Here is a 15,105-nt window from a genome sequence, read left to right as displayed (position 1 = left end):
CACCCATGCACGGCCTGCACCTCACCGCCGACCTCCACGACTGCCAATGCGGCCTCCAATGGCTCACCGACCGCGACGCGCTGGGGGCCGTCTGCCTCAAGGCGGTGGCGGCCGCCGGGCTGCAGGCGGTGGGCAAGCTGATCCATGGTTTTCCGGCCACGCCGCAGGGCCCGGGCGGGGTCACGGCCACGGTGCTGCTGGCCGAATCGCATCTTTGCATCCACACCTGGCCCGAGCAGCGCGGCGTGACCCTGGACGTGTACGTCTGCAACTTCAGCGGCGACCACTCTGCCAAGGCGCATGCGCTGATGGAGTGCCTGGTGTCGGTGTTCCAGCCCCGGCACAGCGAGCGCAACGAGCTTCAGCGCGGGCGGATCGCGGCGTGAACGGCAACAGCAGCGCAGTACGGGCCATGATCCTGGCCGCCGGGCGCGGCGAGCGCATGCGGCCGCTGACCGATTCCTGCCCCAAGCCCCTGCTGGAGGTGCGCGGCAAGCCCCTGATGCAATGGCCGATGGAGGCGCTGGCCACCGGCGGCTTCACCGAGCTGGTCGTCAACACCGACTGGCTGGGTGCACAGATTTCCGGACGCTTCGGCGCGAATCCCAAGCTGGACGGGCCTGCCGCGCTATCGATTTCATATTCCGACGAAGGCCGCGACTTCGGCGGCGCGCTGGAGACGGCCGGCGGCATCGTGCGTGCGCTGCCCCTGCTGGGCGACGTGTTCTGGGTCGCCGCCGGCGACGTGTTCGCGCCCGGCTTCACCTTCACGCAGGCCTGGGTCGACCGCTTCATGGCCAGCGGCAGGCTCGCGCACCTCTGGCTGGTGCCCAACCCGGCGCACAACCCGAAGGGCGATTTCGGCCTCTCGGCGGACGGCCTCGCGCTGAACGCGGCGGCCGAGAAGTACACCTTCTCGACCATCGGCCTGTACCGCGCCGCGCTCTTCGCGCCGCCCTACTGCGACATCCCGAGCGGCAACCCGGCCGGCCGCAAGGCCCCATTGGCGCCGATCCTGCGCGCCGCGATGGACAATGAACTCGTGAGCGCAGAGCTCTACACCGGCCCCTGGACCGATGTGGGAACCCCCGAACGGCTCGCCCAACTGAACACGCCAACAAGATGACCGCAGCAGACATCGCCACCACGATCTACGCCGAGCGCCGCGCGCGCCTCGCCTCGCAACTGGGCAAGGACGGCATCGCCATCATCCCGACCGCGCCCGAGCGGCCGCGCAACCGCGACACCGACTTCCTCTACCGCCACGACAGCTACTTCTATTACCTGACCGGCTTCACCGAGCCCAATGCCTGGCTGGTGCTGGCGGGCGACGGCCGCTCGACGCTCTTCTGCGCGCCCAAGGACATCGAGCGCGAGATCTGGGACGGCTACCGCCTGGGCCCCGACGCTGCGCCCGCGGCGCTCGGCGTCGACGAGGCCTTCCCCGTCACCGAACTCGACGCGAAGCTGCCCAAGCTGCTGGAGAACCGCGCCACCGTGTGGTTTCCCTTCGCCATCCACAAGGGCCTGGAAAGCCGCGTCGACGGCTGGCTGCAGTCGGTGCGCGCACGCGTGCGCTACGGCGCGCTGTGCCCCGACGAGCAGCGCGACCTGTGCGGCCCGCTCGACGAGATGCGGCTGGTCAAGGACGCGCACGAGCAGGACATCATGCGCCGCGCCGCGCAGATCAGCGCCCGCGCGCACGTGCGCGCGATGCAGCTGTCGGCCCGCATGCTGCGCGAGGGCAAGGATGCGCGCGAATACCACCTCGACGCCGAGCTGCTGCACGAATTCCGCCTCGGCGGCTCGCAGTACCCCGCCTACTACTCCATCGTCGCGGCGGGCGCCAACGCCTGCGTGCTGCACTACCGCGCCGACGCCGCACCCGTGCGCAAGGGCGAGCTGGTGCTGATCGACGCGGGCTGCGAGCTCGACGGCTACGCCAGCGACATCACCCGCACCTTCCCGGCCGACGGCAAGTTCAGCGGCCCGCAGCGCGCGCTGTACGACCTCGTGCTCGCCAGCCAGGATGCGGCGGCAGCGGCCACCAAGGCCGGCAACCGCTTCAACGACCCGCACGACGCCGCCGTGCGGGTGCTGGCGCAGGGCATGCTCGACTTCGGCCTGCTCGACGCCAACAAGGTCGGCAGCGTCGATGACGTGATCGACAAGCGTGCCTACTTCCAGTTCTACATGCACCGTACCGGCCACTGGCTCGGCATGGACGTGCACGACTGCGGCAGCTACGTCGAGCCCACCCAGGTGGGCGAGGTGAGCGAGCGCAAGGACCCGCTGTCGAACGAAGTCATCAAGAACCGCCCCAGCCGCATCCTGCACCCCGGCATGGTGCTGACGCTGGAGCCCGGCATCTACGTGCGCCCCGCCGACGGCGTGCCCGAGCAGTTCCACAACATCGGCATCCGCATCGAAGACGACGCGATCGTCACCGCCACCGGCTGCGAGCTCATTTCGCGCGGCGTGCCGGTGAAGGCGGACGAGATCGAGGCGCTGATGCGGGCCTGACGGCCCACAGGGACACCGGCGAGGGCGGAAGACGCAATGAGCAGGCAGGCGCGCTGCGCGCCGCCACCGTCATCGTCACGACGTGCCCGATGCGGAGGACGACGCCAGCAGACTCATCAGCAGGCTGCACAGCGCGACAGCCGTGGCCGCGAATGCGATCCAGTGAAAGCGGCGCGGCGCATAGCTGAGCAGCCCCACCGTGGACAACGCCGCAGCCGTGAGCGCGCCCAGCCAGAGCACCCAGCCGGCGGCACTGCCCGCCGCGCGCAGGCTGGCGCACAGCGACAGGCACAGCAGCACCGCACCGCCGAGCTGCAGCCAACGCCGCCAGGGGCCGGGCGTGCTGCCACGGCCGTAGACGTCTTCGCTGTGGCGGTCCATCGCGAGGCTCAGCGCGCAGAAACCCGCGAGCGAAGCGGCGAACACGAGGGAGAGCAGGGACGAATCCATCGACGTCACGAGCCCTGGCCCGACGGGGCGAGCGTCGACGACGGCTGTTGAGGCGAGCTCGGCGGCTTCTTCTCCGCCTGCCGCTTGGCAGCCATCGACTTGCGCCGCTTGCGCTCGACGATCCACACCGCGCCCGCGAGCCCCAGGCCCAGCGCGATCACGACCAGATCGAAGCCTGCCACCGCGCTCGGTCCGGCGCGCAGGCTGACGGTCAACGGCGCCAGGCCGGTGAAGGCGTTGAGCACCGGCAGCAGGACGAAGAGCAACGCACCCGCTGCGAGCTGCGCCTGCCACATGCGCAGCGTGGGCCGCAGCAGGCCGAGCACCGCGGCCGCGCCCCAGACGATGAAGAACCAGCGGATCTCCGCCTCGCCGCGCTCGGCCATGCCCACCGGCAGCAGGCGGTTGGCCCAGAAGAAGGAAGCCATCGCGACGGGCAGGCCGGCGATGGCGCCGAGGTTCAAGCCGTCGACGAGCCGCAGGCCGAAGCCGATGCGTCCGCCCTGCTTGAGCGTCTTCGCGAACTTCTGGCGCTCCTTCACGGCCCACAGCAGGAGCCCCGTCGCCACCATCAGGCAGCCCGCGAGCCCCGAAAGGAAGAACAGCGCGCGCAGCAACGGATCGCCGAAACGCGCGATGTGCAGGCCGTAGAGCACGCCGCGCGTCTCCGCCGCGGGCTTGGGCACGTCGCCGTAGGCGCCGATCAGCGCGCCAGTGGTGCCGTTGAAAAGCATCGACGGCTTGTCGTACGAGAGCTGCGGCCCTTCGGCGCGGGTGAGCGCGACGACCGCGTTGGCGTCGTTGGGCTGGTGCACGGTGATGCGGCCCACGGCGGCGCCGTCCCAGTGCGCGGAGGCCTGCGCCATCATCGGCGCGATGGGCGCCAGCGGCACCCTGTTGCCCGAGGCCTTGACCTGGTCGCGGCCGCCACCGGGGAACACCTCGGAGAAGAAGGCCTGCTCGCCGCCGCGATCCTTGTAGGCCACCTGCGGACTCCAGGGCATGTACATGAACATCAGCGTGACGAGGCCCGTGTACGTGATCATGAGGTGATAGGGCAGGGCGAGCACCGCCGTCACGTTGTGCGCGTCGAGCCACGAGCGCTGGCCCTTCTTCGGCCGGAAGGTGAAGAAGTCCTTGAAGATGCGCTTGTGCGTGACGATGCCGCTGAAGATCGCCACCAGCATGAACATCGCGCAGAAGCCGACGATCCAGCGCGCCCACAGCGCGGGCATGTAGTGCAGGTCGAAGTGCAGGCGGTAGAAGAACTCGCCGCCGCGCGTGACACGTGGCGCGGAGAGGGCCTCGCCGGTGGCGGGGTCGAGCGAGGCGCGGTCGAAGCGGCGGCGCGGCTTGTCGCCGGGCGCGCCGCCCTGGGCGGGAGTAGCCAGATACAGCACGTCGGTCGACGGCTGGCGCTCGGTCGGCAGGTTGATGAACCAGCGCGGGCTGCCCGCGCCGTGCTGCTGCAGGTAGGCCACCGCGCCTTCGGCCGCCTGTACCGGCGGAACTTCCGTGCGTGCGGCTGCCGCGTGCAGTTCGGGCTTCATCCAGAAGGTGATCTCGTCCTTGAAATACGAAGCCGTCCCGGCCGCGAACACCATGAACAGCACCCAGCCGACCAGCAGGCCTGACCAGGTATGAAGCCAAGCCATCGACTGGCGGAAGCCTTCCTTCATGCGGCCGCTCCAGTCGCGCGCATGAGCAGCAGAAGGAGCGACCCCAGCACCACCGCAACCACGGCAAGCCCCAACCAAGCGCGCAACGCGGTACGCGCGGCGAAGACCCACATCACCGCGAGCGCGAAGATGGCGAAGGACGCGAGCAGGCCGGTCATCGTGGCCTCGCTGCGGGCCATGCCGAAGATGGCGGGCAGGCACAGCGCGAGCACGACGGATGACAGCGCCGCGACGCCGTAGCCGCCGGCGATGGCGGCGACCGCACGCGAAGCAACGCCGAGGCGGTAACGAACGCCAGCGGTCACGACGCGCGCCGGACGGCGTGCGAGGTCGTACGGAGGTTCATGGAGAAGGGGAAGAGAAATTCGAGAAGATGAGAATGATACTCATCTTGAAAACTCTTTCACAACCACCCCATTCGCGATCCGGGGCATTTCCGCCCCGGCCGCAGCAACTGCCGCTTATTTCGCCTGCAGCAGCGCCCCAGCCTCCAGCAGCACCAGCTCGTTGTCGTCCGCCTTGTTCGGCTCGCGGCTGCTTGAGAACGGCAGGTTGTTGTCGTTGCCGACCACGATGTGCGTGGCGTCGACCACGTCGACGTTCTCGATGGTGAAGAAGGGGAACTTCAGCACGCCGTCGTTCAGGGGCTTGCGTGCGAGCTTGTTCGGGTCGGCGATGTTCAGCAGATCGATGTAGCCGATCTTGCGCACCGGGCCGCCCACGTTGGCGTCGCTGAGTTCGACCTTGTAGACGCGCTTGAACTTCGCGATATCGTGGAAGCAGTCGGTGCGCTTCTGGCCTTCGGGGCAGGCCTTGTCGCTGGTGCCTTCGCCGTTGTCGCGCTCGATGATGAGGCCCGTGCTGCCGTCGATCATGTTGAAGTCGCCGATGGCGTTGCCGTTGGCTTCGAGCACGTACTGCCAGTGGCGGCCCGTCCAGCGTTCAGCCTTGACGTCAAATTCCAAGACGCGCAGCGCTTCCTTGCCCTCGACCTTCTCGTAGTCCTTGGCCTCGGCGTTCCACACCGGGCCCTCGAGCAGCGCATACAGCTTGCTGCCGTCCTTCGACGAAGCCATGCCCTCGAAGCCCTTGGAGCGCTTGATCTGGAAGTCGACCGCGCCGCCCGGGGCGCCCGGCGTGGTCACGGCCGGATGGTCGGGCGAGCGCACGGCCTTGCCGTCGACCAGCGTGTCGTACACGGCGAGCACCTTGCCCTTGAGGTCGGCCTTGATGAGGAAGGGGCCGAACTCCTCGCCGATCCACAGTGCGCCGCCGGCGAACTGGAAGCTCTCCGGGTCGAAGTCGGAGCCCGTCAGGTAGCGCTGCCTGGTGCCTTCATGGACGATGCGGAAGGGCACCTTCTTGTCGGGGTCGTGCAGGAAGACGGTTTCGATGCGGTTGAATTTGCCGCTCTTGAAGTCCACCTTGTAGTGGCTCAGGTAGAGCATGAAGTCGGGCGAGTTGGCCTTGGCGCCGGCGCCGTTGTCGGTGAGGATCCAGAAGCTGCCGTCGTCCATCTTCTTGATGCCGGAATGGCCCTGCAGCGGCTGGCCCTTGAAGGGCAGCGACACGCCGGTGCCACGGCCGCCCGAGAGCCCTTCGACCGAGCCCACGGCCTCGACGCGCTTGCCGCTGGTGAACTTGCCGCTGACCTGCAGGTCGGCCGGTGCGTCCTTGGGCGCCGCGACGAAGCTCTGCGCTGGCAGCACGGCGTGGCCGGCGAGCGTGGCGGGGAAGGCCGTCTGTGCCTGGGCTGCGGAGCAAGCGAAGGCGGCAGCGAAGGAGACGAGAGACAAGGTGGCAAGACGCGTCATGAGCAGGGAGGACTCCAAGTCGAAAACGCGTGACCATGCCGGCAAGGAGTGACGCGGCCATGACATGCCCCGCGGGATTTCAGGGCGCGATGTCGACCGTCACCTCGCGCGACTCGGCCCGCCCCTGGTCATCGACGGCGCGCAGCAGGTAGCGCCGCCCCGACGACGCGAGATCGGGCATCCATGTGATGCCTTCGCCCGGCGCCGTGCGGCCGATGAGCGCGTCGTCCGCGAACCAGTAGATCGCCTGCGTGCCGGCCGCTCCCTCGGCGCGCAGCACCAGCGGCTCGGGCTTCTTCGCGCGCAGCGTGTGGCGCACGCCGCGCAGCGGCGAGGTGATGAGCGGCGCGCTGTCCGAAGACGCATCACCTTCGCCGCCCTGCGCCTTCTCGCAACCGTCGGAGGGCGCGCTAGCGCGCGGAAGCCCGGCCTGCCGGAACAGCCGCCGCATGTCGCTGCCCCATTGCTCCACCACCTGCTGCCGAGCGTTGGGCTGCGGGCCACAGACGACCTTGCCCGTGGTCTCGTCGACCCAAACCGCGCGATGCAGGTTGCTGACCTGGATGGGCGACTTGCCCGCAATGAACCATGTCATGGTGCGCACCGGGCAAAGCGCGTCGGGCAGGCCGCCCGTCGCCGCGCATACCTCCACCTGGCGCAGGTCGGGCGGCCGGCGCGATGCCATCTCGCCCGGGTCCAGCCGCTCGGCGCGCAGCGCATCGACCATGCGCAGGAAGAGCGGCGCCGCGGCATCCACGCCCACCAGCGCGGGGTTGCTGCTGCCGTCGAAGTTGCCCACCCACACCACCAGCACGTGGCGGCCGAACACGCCCGCGGTCCATGCATCGCGAAAGCCCCAGGAGGTGCCCGTCTTCCACGCGATGGCCGGGCGCGCGGGCAGCGTGGTGTCTGGGCGCGGCGTGTGGCGCAGCATGTCGAGCGTGATGAACGAGGCCTCCTCGCTCAGCAGGCGCAGCGGCTGCACGGGCTTCTCGTCGGGATCGGGTCGCGTGTAGCGGATGGGCTGCGAGATGCCGCCGTTGGCCAGCGTCGCGTACATGCCGGCCAGTTCCTCGGGCGTGACCTCGCCGCCGCCCAGCACCAGCGCAAGGCCGTAGTGCTGCTCGCTCTGCAGCTTCTGCACGCCCGCCAGCCGCATGAAGTCGTAGAGGCCCGGCTTCGAGAGCTTCGCCGCCACGGCCACCGCGGGCACGTTGCGGCTGCGGATCAGCGCCTCCTGCGCCGGCAGCGGGCCGGCGAAGCGGTGGTCGAAGTTCTCGGGCGTGTAGGGGCCGAAGGAGGTGGGCGCGTCCTTCAGCATCGTCTTCTGGTGCAGCAGCCCCTGGTCGAGCGCCAGCGCGTAGATGAAGGGCTTGAGCGTGGAGCCCGGCGAGCGCTTGGCCAGCACGCCGTTGACCTGGCCTGAGATGGCGTCGTTGCGGAAGTCGGCGGAGCCGATCATCGCGCGCACCTGCATCGTCGATGCGTCGAGCAGCAGCGCGCTCGCGTTGTTCATGCCGACGTCGGCATGCGCGCGCAGGTACTGCGCCATCACGCGCTCGAGCGTGGCCTGCATGCGCAGGTCGATGGTGGTGTGCACCTCCTGCACGCCGCGCTCCTGCGCGAGCAGCATGTCGGTGGCGTGCGGCGCGAGAAAGGGCAGGCTGCCGCGCGACTGGGCCGACAGTGCGAGCTGCGCGTCGGGCGCATGCTGCTTCGCCGTCGGATCGCGTTCGGCCCACAGCGCCGCGAGGCGCTCGCGCGCGGCCTGCAGCTCCGCATTGCGCCCGCGCTCGGCGATGCGCTTGACGGGGTTCTGCGGAATCACCGCGAGCGTCAGCGCCTCGGGCAGGCTGAGCCTGGCGGCGTCCTTGCGGAAGTAGATGAGGCTCGCGGCCTGCACGCCCTCGATGTTGCCGCCGTAGGGCGCGGTGTTGAGGTACGCCTCCAGGATGTCGTGCTTGCTGAAGCGTGCCTCCAGCCACAGCGCCGCGAAGATCTGCGCGACCTTGCCGCCGGGCGTGCGGCTGTCGATACCGTACACGCGCCGCGCGAGCTGCATGGTGAGCGTGGAGCCGCCCTGCCTGCGCTCCCCGCTGGCGATGCGCCATGCGCTGCGCACCAGCGCGGCGGGGTTGACGCCGGGGTGTGCGTAGAAGCGCCGGTCTTCGTACAGCAGCACCGCATCGATCAGCGTGGGCGAGATGCGCTCCAGCGGCACCCAGAGCCGGTATTGCTCGTCGGCGGCGAGCGTGAGGCGCATCAGTTCGCCGCCCTGCGCATAGACGGCGCGCGAGCTGCCGACGGTTTCGCTCAGCGGGGCGTGGGGCCACAGGCGAAGAAGGACAAGCAGCACGACGAAGACCGCAAGGGCGATGACGGCCTTCCTCCCTCTCCCGCTTGCGGGAGAGGGCTGGGGTGAGGGCGTCGGCGATGGATCGGGCGCGGAGGTCATAGGAAGCGCCGCCCCCTCACCCTAACCCTCTCCCGCAAGCGGGAGAGGGAACAAGGCAAGAGCGCGTCACGATCAATTTGCCACCACCTGGAAGCGCGCACCCGCCGAGCGCGAGAACACGCGCCGGTCGTACATCGCCTCGCCGTAGGCCGCCGGCACCACGTAGTCGCCCACGTTGGTGGCGCGGGCCTTGTAGGTCACTTCGAGCAGGTCCTTGCCGACGCCGCCGTAGAACACGACACGGTCTTCGCGGATGTCGGCGTACTGCACCTTCCACGAACCGCCGCCGCCCAGACGCTTCTTCCAGATGGGCGCGTCGGCGTTGGCTGCATCGTCGTCGTCGCCCACGGCCTGCAGCACGGGCTCCAGGCCGCCGGGCAGCACGTCGACCAGCGCCACATCGTTGATCTGCGCGCGCTCCAGGCTGCGCACGCGCACCCGCACGGTGACCTCTTCACCGAGCTTGACCTTGGTGACCGGGTTGCCCTTGGCGTCGAGCACCTCGTGGAAGATCTCCAGGCCCTTGTTCACCGGCGTGCTTGGCACGTTGCGCTCGAAGCCCTGTTCGGCCCAGCTGTAGTAGAGGTTGAAGTCGCTGTCGTTCGACAGTTTCAGCTTCGCGGTACCGGCCGGCACCGAAGCGCGCGTGATCGGGTTCACCGCGCCCAGCGCGAGCGCCGCCGCCTGGCCCTGGGCATTGACGGTGCTCGCCGAGAGCTTGCCTTCCACGTTCTGCCCCACGGCCTCGAAGTAGGAGTCGACCGCCAGCAGCATCGAGGCCGACGACAGGCTGTTGTACCAGCCGTCGCGCACCATCGCCGCCATGCCTTCCCACACCGCGGGCTTCAGCGTCTTCAGGCGCGAGGGGAAGTGGCGGCCCACCAGGTGCAGCGTCATGCTGTCGTGCACCAGCGGGTCGTAGTAGGCGCCCCAGACGTTGCGGCGCTGCTTCTTCTCGGTGCGCGCGAGCAGGTCGGACCACACCGGGTCGAGCAGCTCGTTGGCCACCTGCTCCTGCTTCACGAGCTGGTAGCTTGCGGCGAGGTACACGGCGCCGAGGTCGTCGCCCCAGCCCACAGTCTGCCGCGACAGCTGATTGCGGCGGGCTTCGCGCAGGTTGGCGAGCGCGGCCGGCGCGACGATGCCCTGGCGCGTCAGCAGGTAGGCCGCCTGCGTGCGCTGGCGCCAGCCGTCGAGCGTGCTGTCGCCGCTGCCCAGCCAGCCCTGCAGGTAGGTGTTGGCCTTCTGCAGCAGGTCCTGCGGCACGGGCAGCTTGTGGTCCTTGGCCTCGACCAGCAGCTGCACCGCATACAGCGTCGCGAAGGCGTCGGTGCCGGCGCCGGGCCACAGCGAGAAGCCGCCGTCGGCCGTCTGCCGCGCGCGCAGCTGCACCAGGTAGCGCTCGAAGGTCTTGCGCGCCTCGGGCAGCGGGCCCTGCTCGGCCGTGCGGCCGCGCGACATTTCCTTCACCAGCTCGGGTCGGCCCGACAGCAGCACCGCCGGGAAGGTCTGGCTGGTGATCTGCTCTGTGCAGCCGTGCGGATAGGCCTCCAGGTACTGCATCAGGCCGGTCGCGAAGGCCCAGGGCGCGGCCGACACGGCCACGTCGCTCTGGCGGAAGTTCGGGTACAGGTCGGCCTGGCTCGAGATTTCTCCCGCGCGCTGGAAGCTGCCGGCCTGCACCAGCGTGACGAAGGGCGATGCGGGCCGCACGCTCACCTCGGTCGACAGGCGCGCGCTGAAGTTCTTGTGCGTGGAGGTGAACACCAGCGCCGAGGAGCCCAGCACCGCCTGCTCGCCCGGCTTAGCGCGCACGTTGAACTTCGTGCTGGCTTCGCCGCGCTCGTTGACCTTGAGCGTCTGCGTGGCATCACCCACCACTTCGAGTCCGCCCGAGGCGGTGAGCGTGAGCGCGATGGGCGCCTCCTTGCCCGAGCCGACGATGTTGTTGGCGAGGCCCACGCCCACCTCAACGGTGTCGCCGGGCGCCATCGCCAGCGGCGCGTTCGGCAATATCACCATGTCGCCGCGCACCACGGTGCGGGTGCTCTTGGCGGCGGTGGTCTCGTCGTTCACGGCCACGGCCATCACGCGCAGGCTGCCGTTGAAGCTCTCGGGCACGGTGTAGCTGAACTCGCGGCTGCCGTTCACGTCGACCAGGCCCGACCAGTAGGCCACCGGCTTGTCGCGCTTGCGCTTGAACGGGTTCAGGTGCTTGCCGAGTTCGCCTTCGCCGTCGCCGCCGGGTGCGGCGCCCTGCATGAGCTTCTTGAACTCCGGCAGGATCAGGTCGAGCGTCTGCAGCGTGCCGACTTCAAGTGCGCGCTTCTGGAAGAAGTGCTTCAGCGGGTCGGGCGTCTTGTAGCGCGCCACCTGCAGGATGCCTTCGTCCACCGCGAACACCACGGCGCGCGTGGGCTTGTCGCTGGTGAGCTTCATCTTCACCGTCTGCCCCGGCTTCACCAGCTCGCTGCTGGTGAGCTGCAGGTTGGCGGTGCGCTTGGTCAGCGCGGTGGCGAAGGGCACCACGCCGTAAGACAGCGGGCTCATGTAGACCTCGTCGGAGGCCGGGTCGCGCACGAAGTGCACGTTGATGTAGCCGGTGCCCTCGAAGTCCTTCGGCACGGTGATCTTCTGCACCGAGGCGGTCTTGTCGGTCTTGAACCACGCATGGGCGTAGACCTTGTCGCGCTCGATGGTGATGAGGCCCGCGCCCACGTACGGCGCGCGGATGCTCACCGAGATCTCCTGGCCCGGCTCGTAGTCCTTGCGGTCCAGCGTGAGCTGCAGCTCGGCATTGCGGTCGAGCGAGCGCGACACATTGGCGTTGCCGGCCACGCTGTATTCCACGCGGTTGAGCTCCAGCCCCTGCGCGTTGCGCACCACGTAGGCGAAGTTGCCGGGCGCGGCGGTATCGAGCACCACGTTGTTGCCCGCGGCGGCGATGGCGAAGGGCTTCTCGTCGAGCACGATCTCCTTGCGGCGCGACTCGTAGCGGTACAGGCCGTTGTCCTGCTTGATGAGCACCGACAGCACCTTGCGCTCGACGCGCTCGATCTTCAGGTCGGCCACGGCCGTCTTCTTCGCGCGCGGGTCGATGGCGATCACCGTGGCGTTGCGCGCGGCGCCCTTGCTCACGTAGCTGGTGTCGCCGTCGACCTTCACGCCGACGAGGTAGGGCATGTCGCTCACCAGCGTCTGCGCCTCGGCGGACACGCTGCGCCCGCCCTCGGGCTCGAAGGCCTTGGCCAGCACGTGCACCTGGTAGGTGGCGGCGTCGAAGCGCGAGAGGCGCAGGTCGAACTCGGCCTTGCCGTCGGCGCTGGTCTGCACGCTGCCCAGGTCGTCCACCTGCTTCTCGGTGGCGCGCTGCGGGTCGAAGAAGGCGTAGTCGGTGAAGGCGCGGAACACCGGGAAGCCGGGGCTCAGCGTGAGCGTGCCTTCCACCTTGCGGTCGGGCGCGGGCGTGCCGAAGAGGTTCTGCACGTCGATCTGCGCCTTCAGGTCCTTGGGGCTCACCCAGCCTTCGGCGATTTCGCTGCTGAGCTTGGCCGTGACCTTGGTGCGGTCGGGCAGGAACTCCTGCACCTTCACCGTGGTGCTGCCGATCAGCAGGCTCTCTACCTCCGGCGCACCGGGCGACGACTGTCGCGGCAGGTAGAGGTTGACGGCGTAGTTGCCGGTGGGCGAGGTGTCCTGCGTGGTGTGGGCGATCTCCGCCGCGCCGCCGGGGCCGAGCCTGAGCTTCTCGCGGCGCACGCTGAGGCCGCGCGCGTCGATGATCTCGGCCTCCAGCGGCAGGTCGCGCAGCGAGGTGGCCCAGTTGCCGGCTTTCACCATCATCGCGATGTGCATGGTGTCGCCGGGGCGGTAGATGCCGCGGTCGCTGAAGACATAAGCCGTCATCTGGTTCGGCACGCCCGCCGCGCGCAGGCCGCCGACGTCGAAGCGCGAGATGTCCAGCGTGCGGTCGCTGCGGTTGAAGGGCAGGAAGCTCAGGTCGCCGTCCTTGCGCACGACCAGCACCACCGGCGCCTTCTCGCGCTGGTAGCCGGCGAGGTTGGGCAGCTTGGCCGCGCCCGTGGCGTCGGTGGCTTGCGACGCGACGATCATGCCGTTGCGTCCCCACACCTCGACCATGGCACCCGCCACCGGCTGGCCGCTGGCGATGCTCTGCACGAACACGTCGCGCGTGCCGTCGAGCGACTTCTTTGCGACGATGCCCAGGTCGGTGACGAGCACCAGGCGCTGGTCGATCTGCTGATCGGGGCTGCCGCCCTCGCCGTTGCCGTCGCTGCCTTCCTCTTCGGAAGACTGCTCTTCCTGCTGCTGTACCTCCTCGGGTTGGGCCTCGCCTTCGGGCTTCTTCTTCGCCTTGGGGTCGTAGCCCTGCACCTTGAGCAGGAACACGCCGCGGCGGTCGGTCGCGTCGCTGCGCAGGTACTCGGCGAAGTCGACGGTCTCGTAGTGCGCCTTGCCGGCGGGGATGCTCAGCGGAATCTCCTTCTGGAAGCGGTCGACGAGGTCGTCCGATTGCAGGCCGCCGTAGAACTGGGGATGCGCGAAGTCGCCGCTGGTCTGCGTCACCAGGTGCTGCAGCTGCTGCGGCAGCAGGCGGCCGATCTCGAGGCGGATGCCGGGCAGGTCGCGCACCAGGATCGGCAGCTTGCGCTCGCCCGAGAGCGCGAGCAGCGAGCCCTGGCTCATGATGGTGAGCTCGGGCGCGAAGGTCTTGAGCTGGCGAACGTCCTGGAACGCGGCGCCCAGCTGGTAGCCGCCGGGCGTCTTCAGGCCCTTGGCCACGCGCACCAGCAGGTAGCGCCCGCCCTCGGCCTGCGGCATGCGGAAGCCGACCATGTCGGTCACCTCGCGCTCGCTGGCGATGGGCTGCAGGTCGAGCTTCTTCGCGCGGCGCAGCACCGCGTCGGTGATCTTCGCCGGATCGGCGGACCAGTCGAACTTCTCCTCGGGGTCGCCCTTGGCTTCTTCCGTGGCGGGCAGCAGCCAGGCCTGCACCACGCGGGCCATCTCGCGTTCATGCACCGGCATGGAGGCATTGACCTGCAGCACGTGCTCGGGCTCGCCGTTCTCGCCGGTGACGATGGTGGGCTCGATGCCCGCGATGGCCAGGCTGTAGAGGCCGGGGATGTCGACCGCGCGCGACTGGTCGTTGCGCAGTGCCGGTCCGCCCTTCTGCGCGACCGCGCCGGCGGTGAGGCTCAGGATCGCGGGCCGCGTCTTCTCGGGAATGGGCAGCGGCTCCGACTGCAGCGTGGCGATGAGGCGCAGCTTGTCGTAGCTGACGGTGAACTTCTCGCTTGCGCACTTGCCCACGCTGAAGAAGGAGCTGCTGCAGGGCTGGTCGTAGGTCAGCACCAGCCGCTTCTCGAACTCAGCCGTGTTGACGGGGTGCGAGAAGCGCACCTGGAAGAGGGCGCGGCGCACGTTGGCCTGGACCGGGTCCTGGTAGAACTCGGCGCCGATGAACTGCGCGGTGAACTCCGGCGAGCTGAACTCGTACTTGCGCTGCGCCAGCTCGATGTGCGGCGCGAGGGCGCTGTCGGCAATCTGCACCTTGTAGGGCTGGCCGACGGGCCAGTCCTGCGTGGGCAGGAATTCGAGGCGGTTCTGCTTGGTCCACGTCCAGCGCCCGGCGATGGCGGGCTCGATGCTGACGCCGGTGGCCTCCTGTCCGACGCGCGCGATGGGCGCGACCGAGGCCGAGAAATTGATGACGAAGGGGTTCGGGCCCTTGTCGAGTTCGATCTGCGTGCGCTGCGGCGAGTCGGTCTTCGCGGTGGCGACCACGGGCTCGACGCGATCGGGCGTGAGGCCGTGCCACCACTTCATGACATGGGGGTGGGCAACCCAGCCCGCCAGCAACAGCAGTGCAAGCAGCACCAGCCATGCAAGCCGCTGCTGCAGCCATTGAAATCCCAGAAGAAGGAAGGCGCCAAGGATGCGCAGCCAGCCCGGTGGTCGCCAGGAACCGATGAGCCCGCGGGCCAATGGCCGCAGGAAGCCGAGCGCGCGGCCCAGCCCGGTGAAGAACACGTCGCTGATCGACGCGAGTTTTCTGTTGGCGACTTGAAGCATGGAACTCCCCACTGTTTTTGTTGGCGCCCGCGAGTGTGCGAGCCATCTGTGAAGCAATCGCGCTGTGTGTGAAGTCTTCGTGAAAACT

9 protein-coding genes are annotated in these 15,105 nt (G+C 69.0%); 3 read left to right on the top strand and 6 right to left on the bottom strand.

Going from position 1 to position 15,105, the window contains the following annotated elements; genetic code table 11:
• The first annotated feature begins 5 nt into the window (after positions 1-5).
• From speD to QMO14_RS04460, 3 genes are read left to right on the top strand one after another with little or no spacing between them, the layout of a single operon-like run.
• Positions 6-386: an adenosylmethionine decarboxylase gene (speD, locus tag QMO14_RS04470; RefSeq protein ID WP_301504876.1), complete on the top strand. Its 381-nt coding sequence runs from the start codon at positions 6-8 to the stop codon at positions 384-386.
• Between the two features lie 26 nt (positions 387-412).
• A complete protein-coding gene (locus QMO14_RS04465) occupies positions 413-1,126 on the top strand; it encodes a nucleotidyltransferase family protein (RefSeq protein WP_301505021.1) in 714 nt (237 codons plus the stop codon).
• Positions 1,123-2,523, top strand: a complete 1,401-nt coding sequence (locus QMO14_RS04460; protein ID WP_301504874.1) for an aminopeptidase P N-terminal domain-containing protein — start codon at positions 1,123-1,125, stop codon at positions 2,521-2,523. The genes QMO14_RS04465 and QMO14_RS04460 overlap by 4 nt, the downstream gene beginning before the upstream one ends.
• A 75-nt stretch (positions 2,524-2,598) precedes the next feature.
• Here the strand turns inward: QMO14_RS04460 and QMO14_RS04455 are convergent, their stop codons facing one another.
• From QMO14_RS04455 to QMO14_RS04430, 6 genes are all read right to left on the bottom strand, one after another.
• Positions 2,599-2,973, bottom strand: a complete 375-nt coding sequence (locus QMO14_RS04455; RefSeq protein WP_301504872.1) for a DUF3325 domain-containing protein — start codon at positions 2,971-2,973, stop codon at positions 2,599-2,601.
• 5 nt (positions 2,974-2,978) lie between these two features.
• A complete protein-coding gene (locus tag QMO14_RS04450; protein ID WP_301504870.1) occupies positions 2,979-4,652 on the bottom strand; it encodes a PepSY domain-containing protein in 1,674 nt (557 codons plus the stop codon).
• Positions 4,649-4,957 (bottom strand): DUF3649 domain-containing protein, encoded by a 309-nt coding sequence (locus QMO14_RS04445; protein ID WP_301504868.1) that lies wholly within the window; start codon positions 4,955-4,957, stop codon positions 4,649-4,651. The genes QMO14_RS04450 and QMO14_RS04445 overlap by 4 nt, the downstream gene beginning before the upstream one ends.
• Before the next feature lie 156 nt (positions 4,958-5,113).
• The gene (locus tag QMO14_RS04440; protein ID WP_301504866.1) at positions 5,114-6,466 is read right to left on the bottom strand and encodes an esterase-like activity of phytase family protein; all 1,353 of its coding nucleotides are present in this window, start codon (positions 6,464-6,466) and stop codon (positions 5,114-5,116) included.
• A 79-nt stretch (positions 6,467-6,545) separates the two neighbouring features.
• Positions 6,546-8,822, bottom strand: coding sequence for a penicillin-binding protein 1C (gene pbpC, locus QMO14_RS04435; protein WP_301504864.1), 2,277 nt, complete (start codon positions 8,820-8,822; stop codon positions 6,546-6,548).
• A 171-nt stretch (positions 8,823-8,993) separates the two neighbouring features.
• The gene (locus tag QMO14_RS04430) at positions 8,994-15,017 is read right to left on the bottom strand and encodes an alpha-2-macroglobulin (protein ID WP_301504862.1); all 6,024 of its coding nucleotides are present in this window, start codon (positions 15,015-15,017) and stop codon (positions 8,994-8,996) included.
• Between the last annotated feature and the right edge of the window lie 88 nt (positions 15,018-15,105).

The organism is Variovorax sp. CAN15, from assembly GCF_030462475.1.
Lineage (GTDB): Bacteria > Pseudomonadota > Gammaproteobacteria > Burkholderiales > Burkholderiaceae_C > Variovorax.
This window is presented reverse-complemented; position numbering and strand designations above follow the sequence as displayed.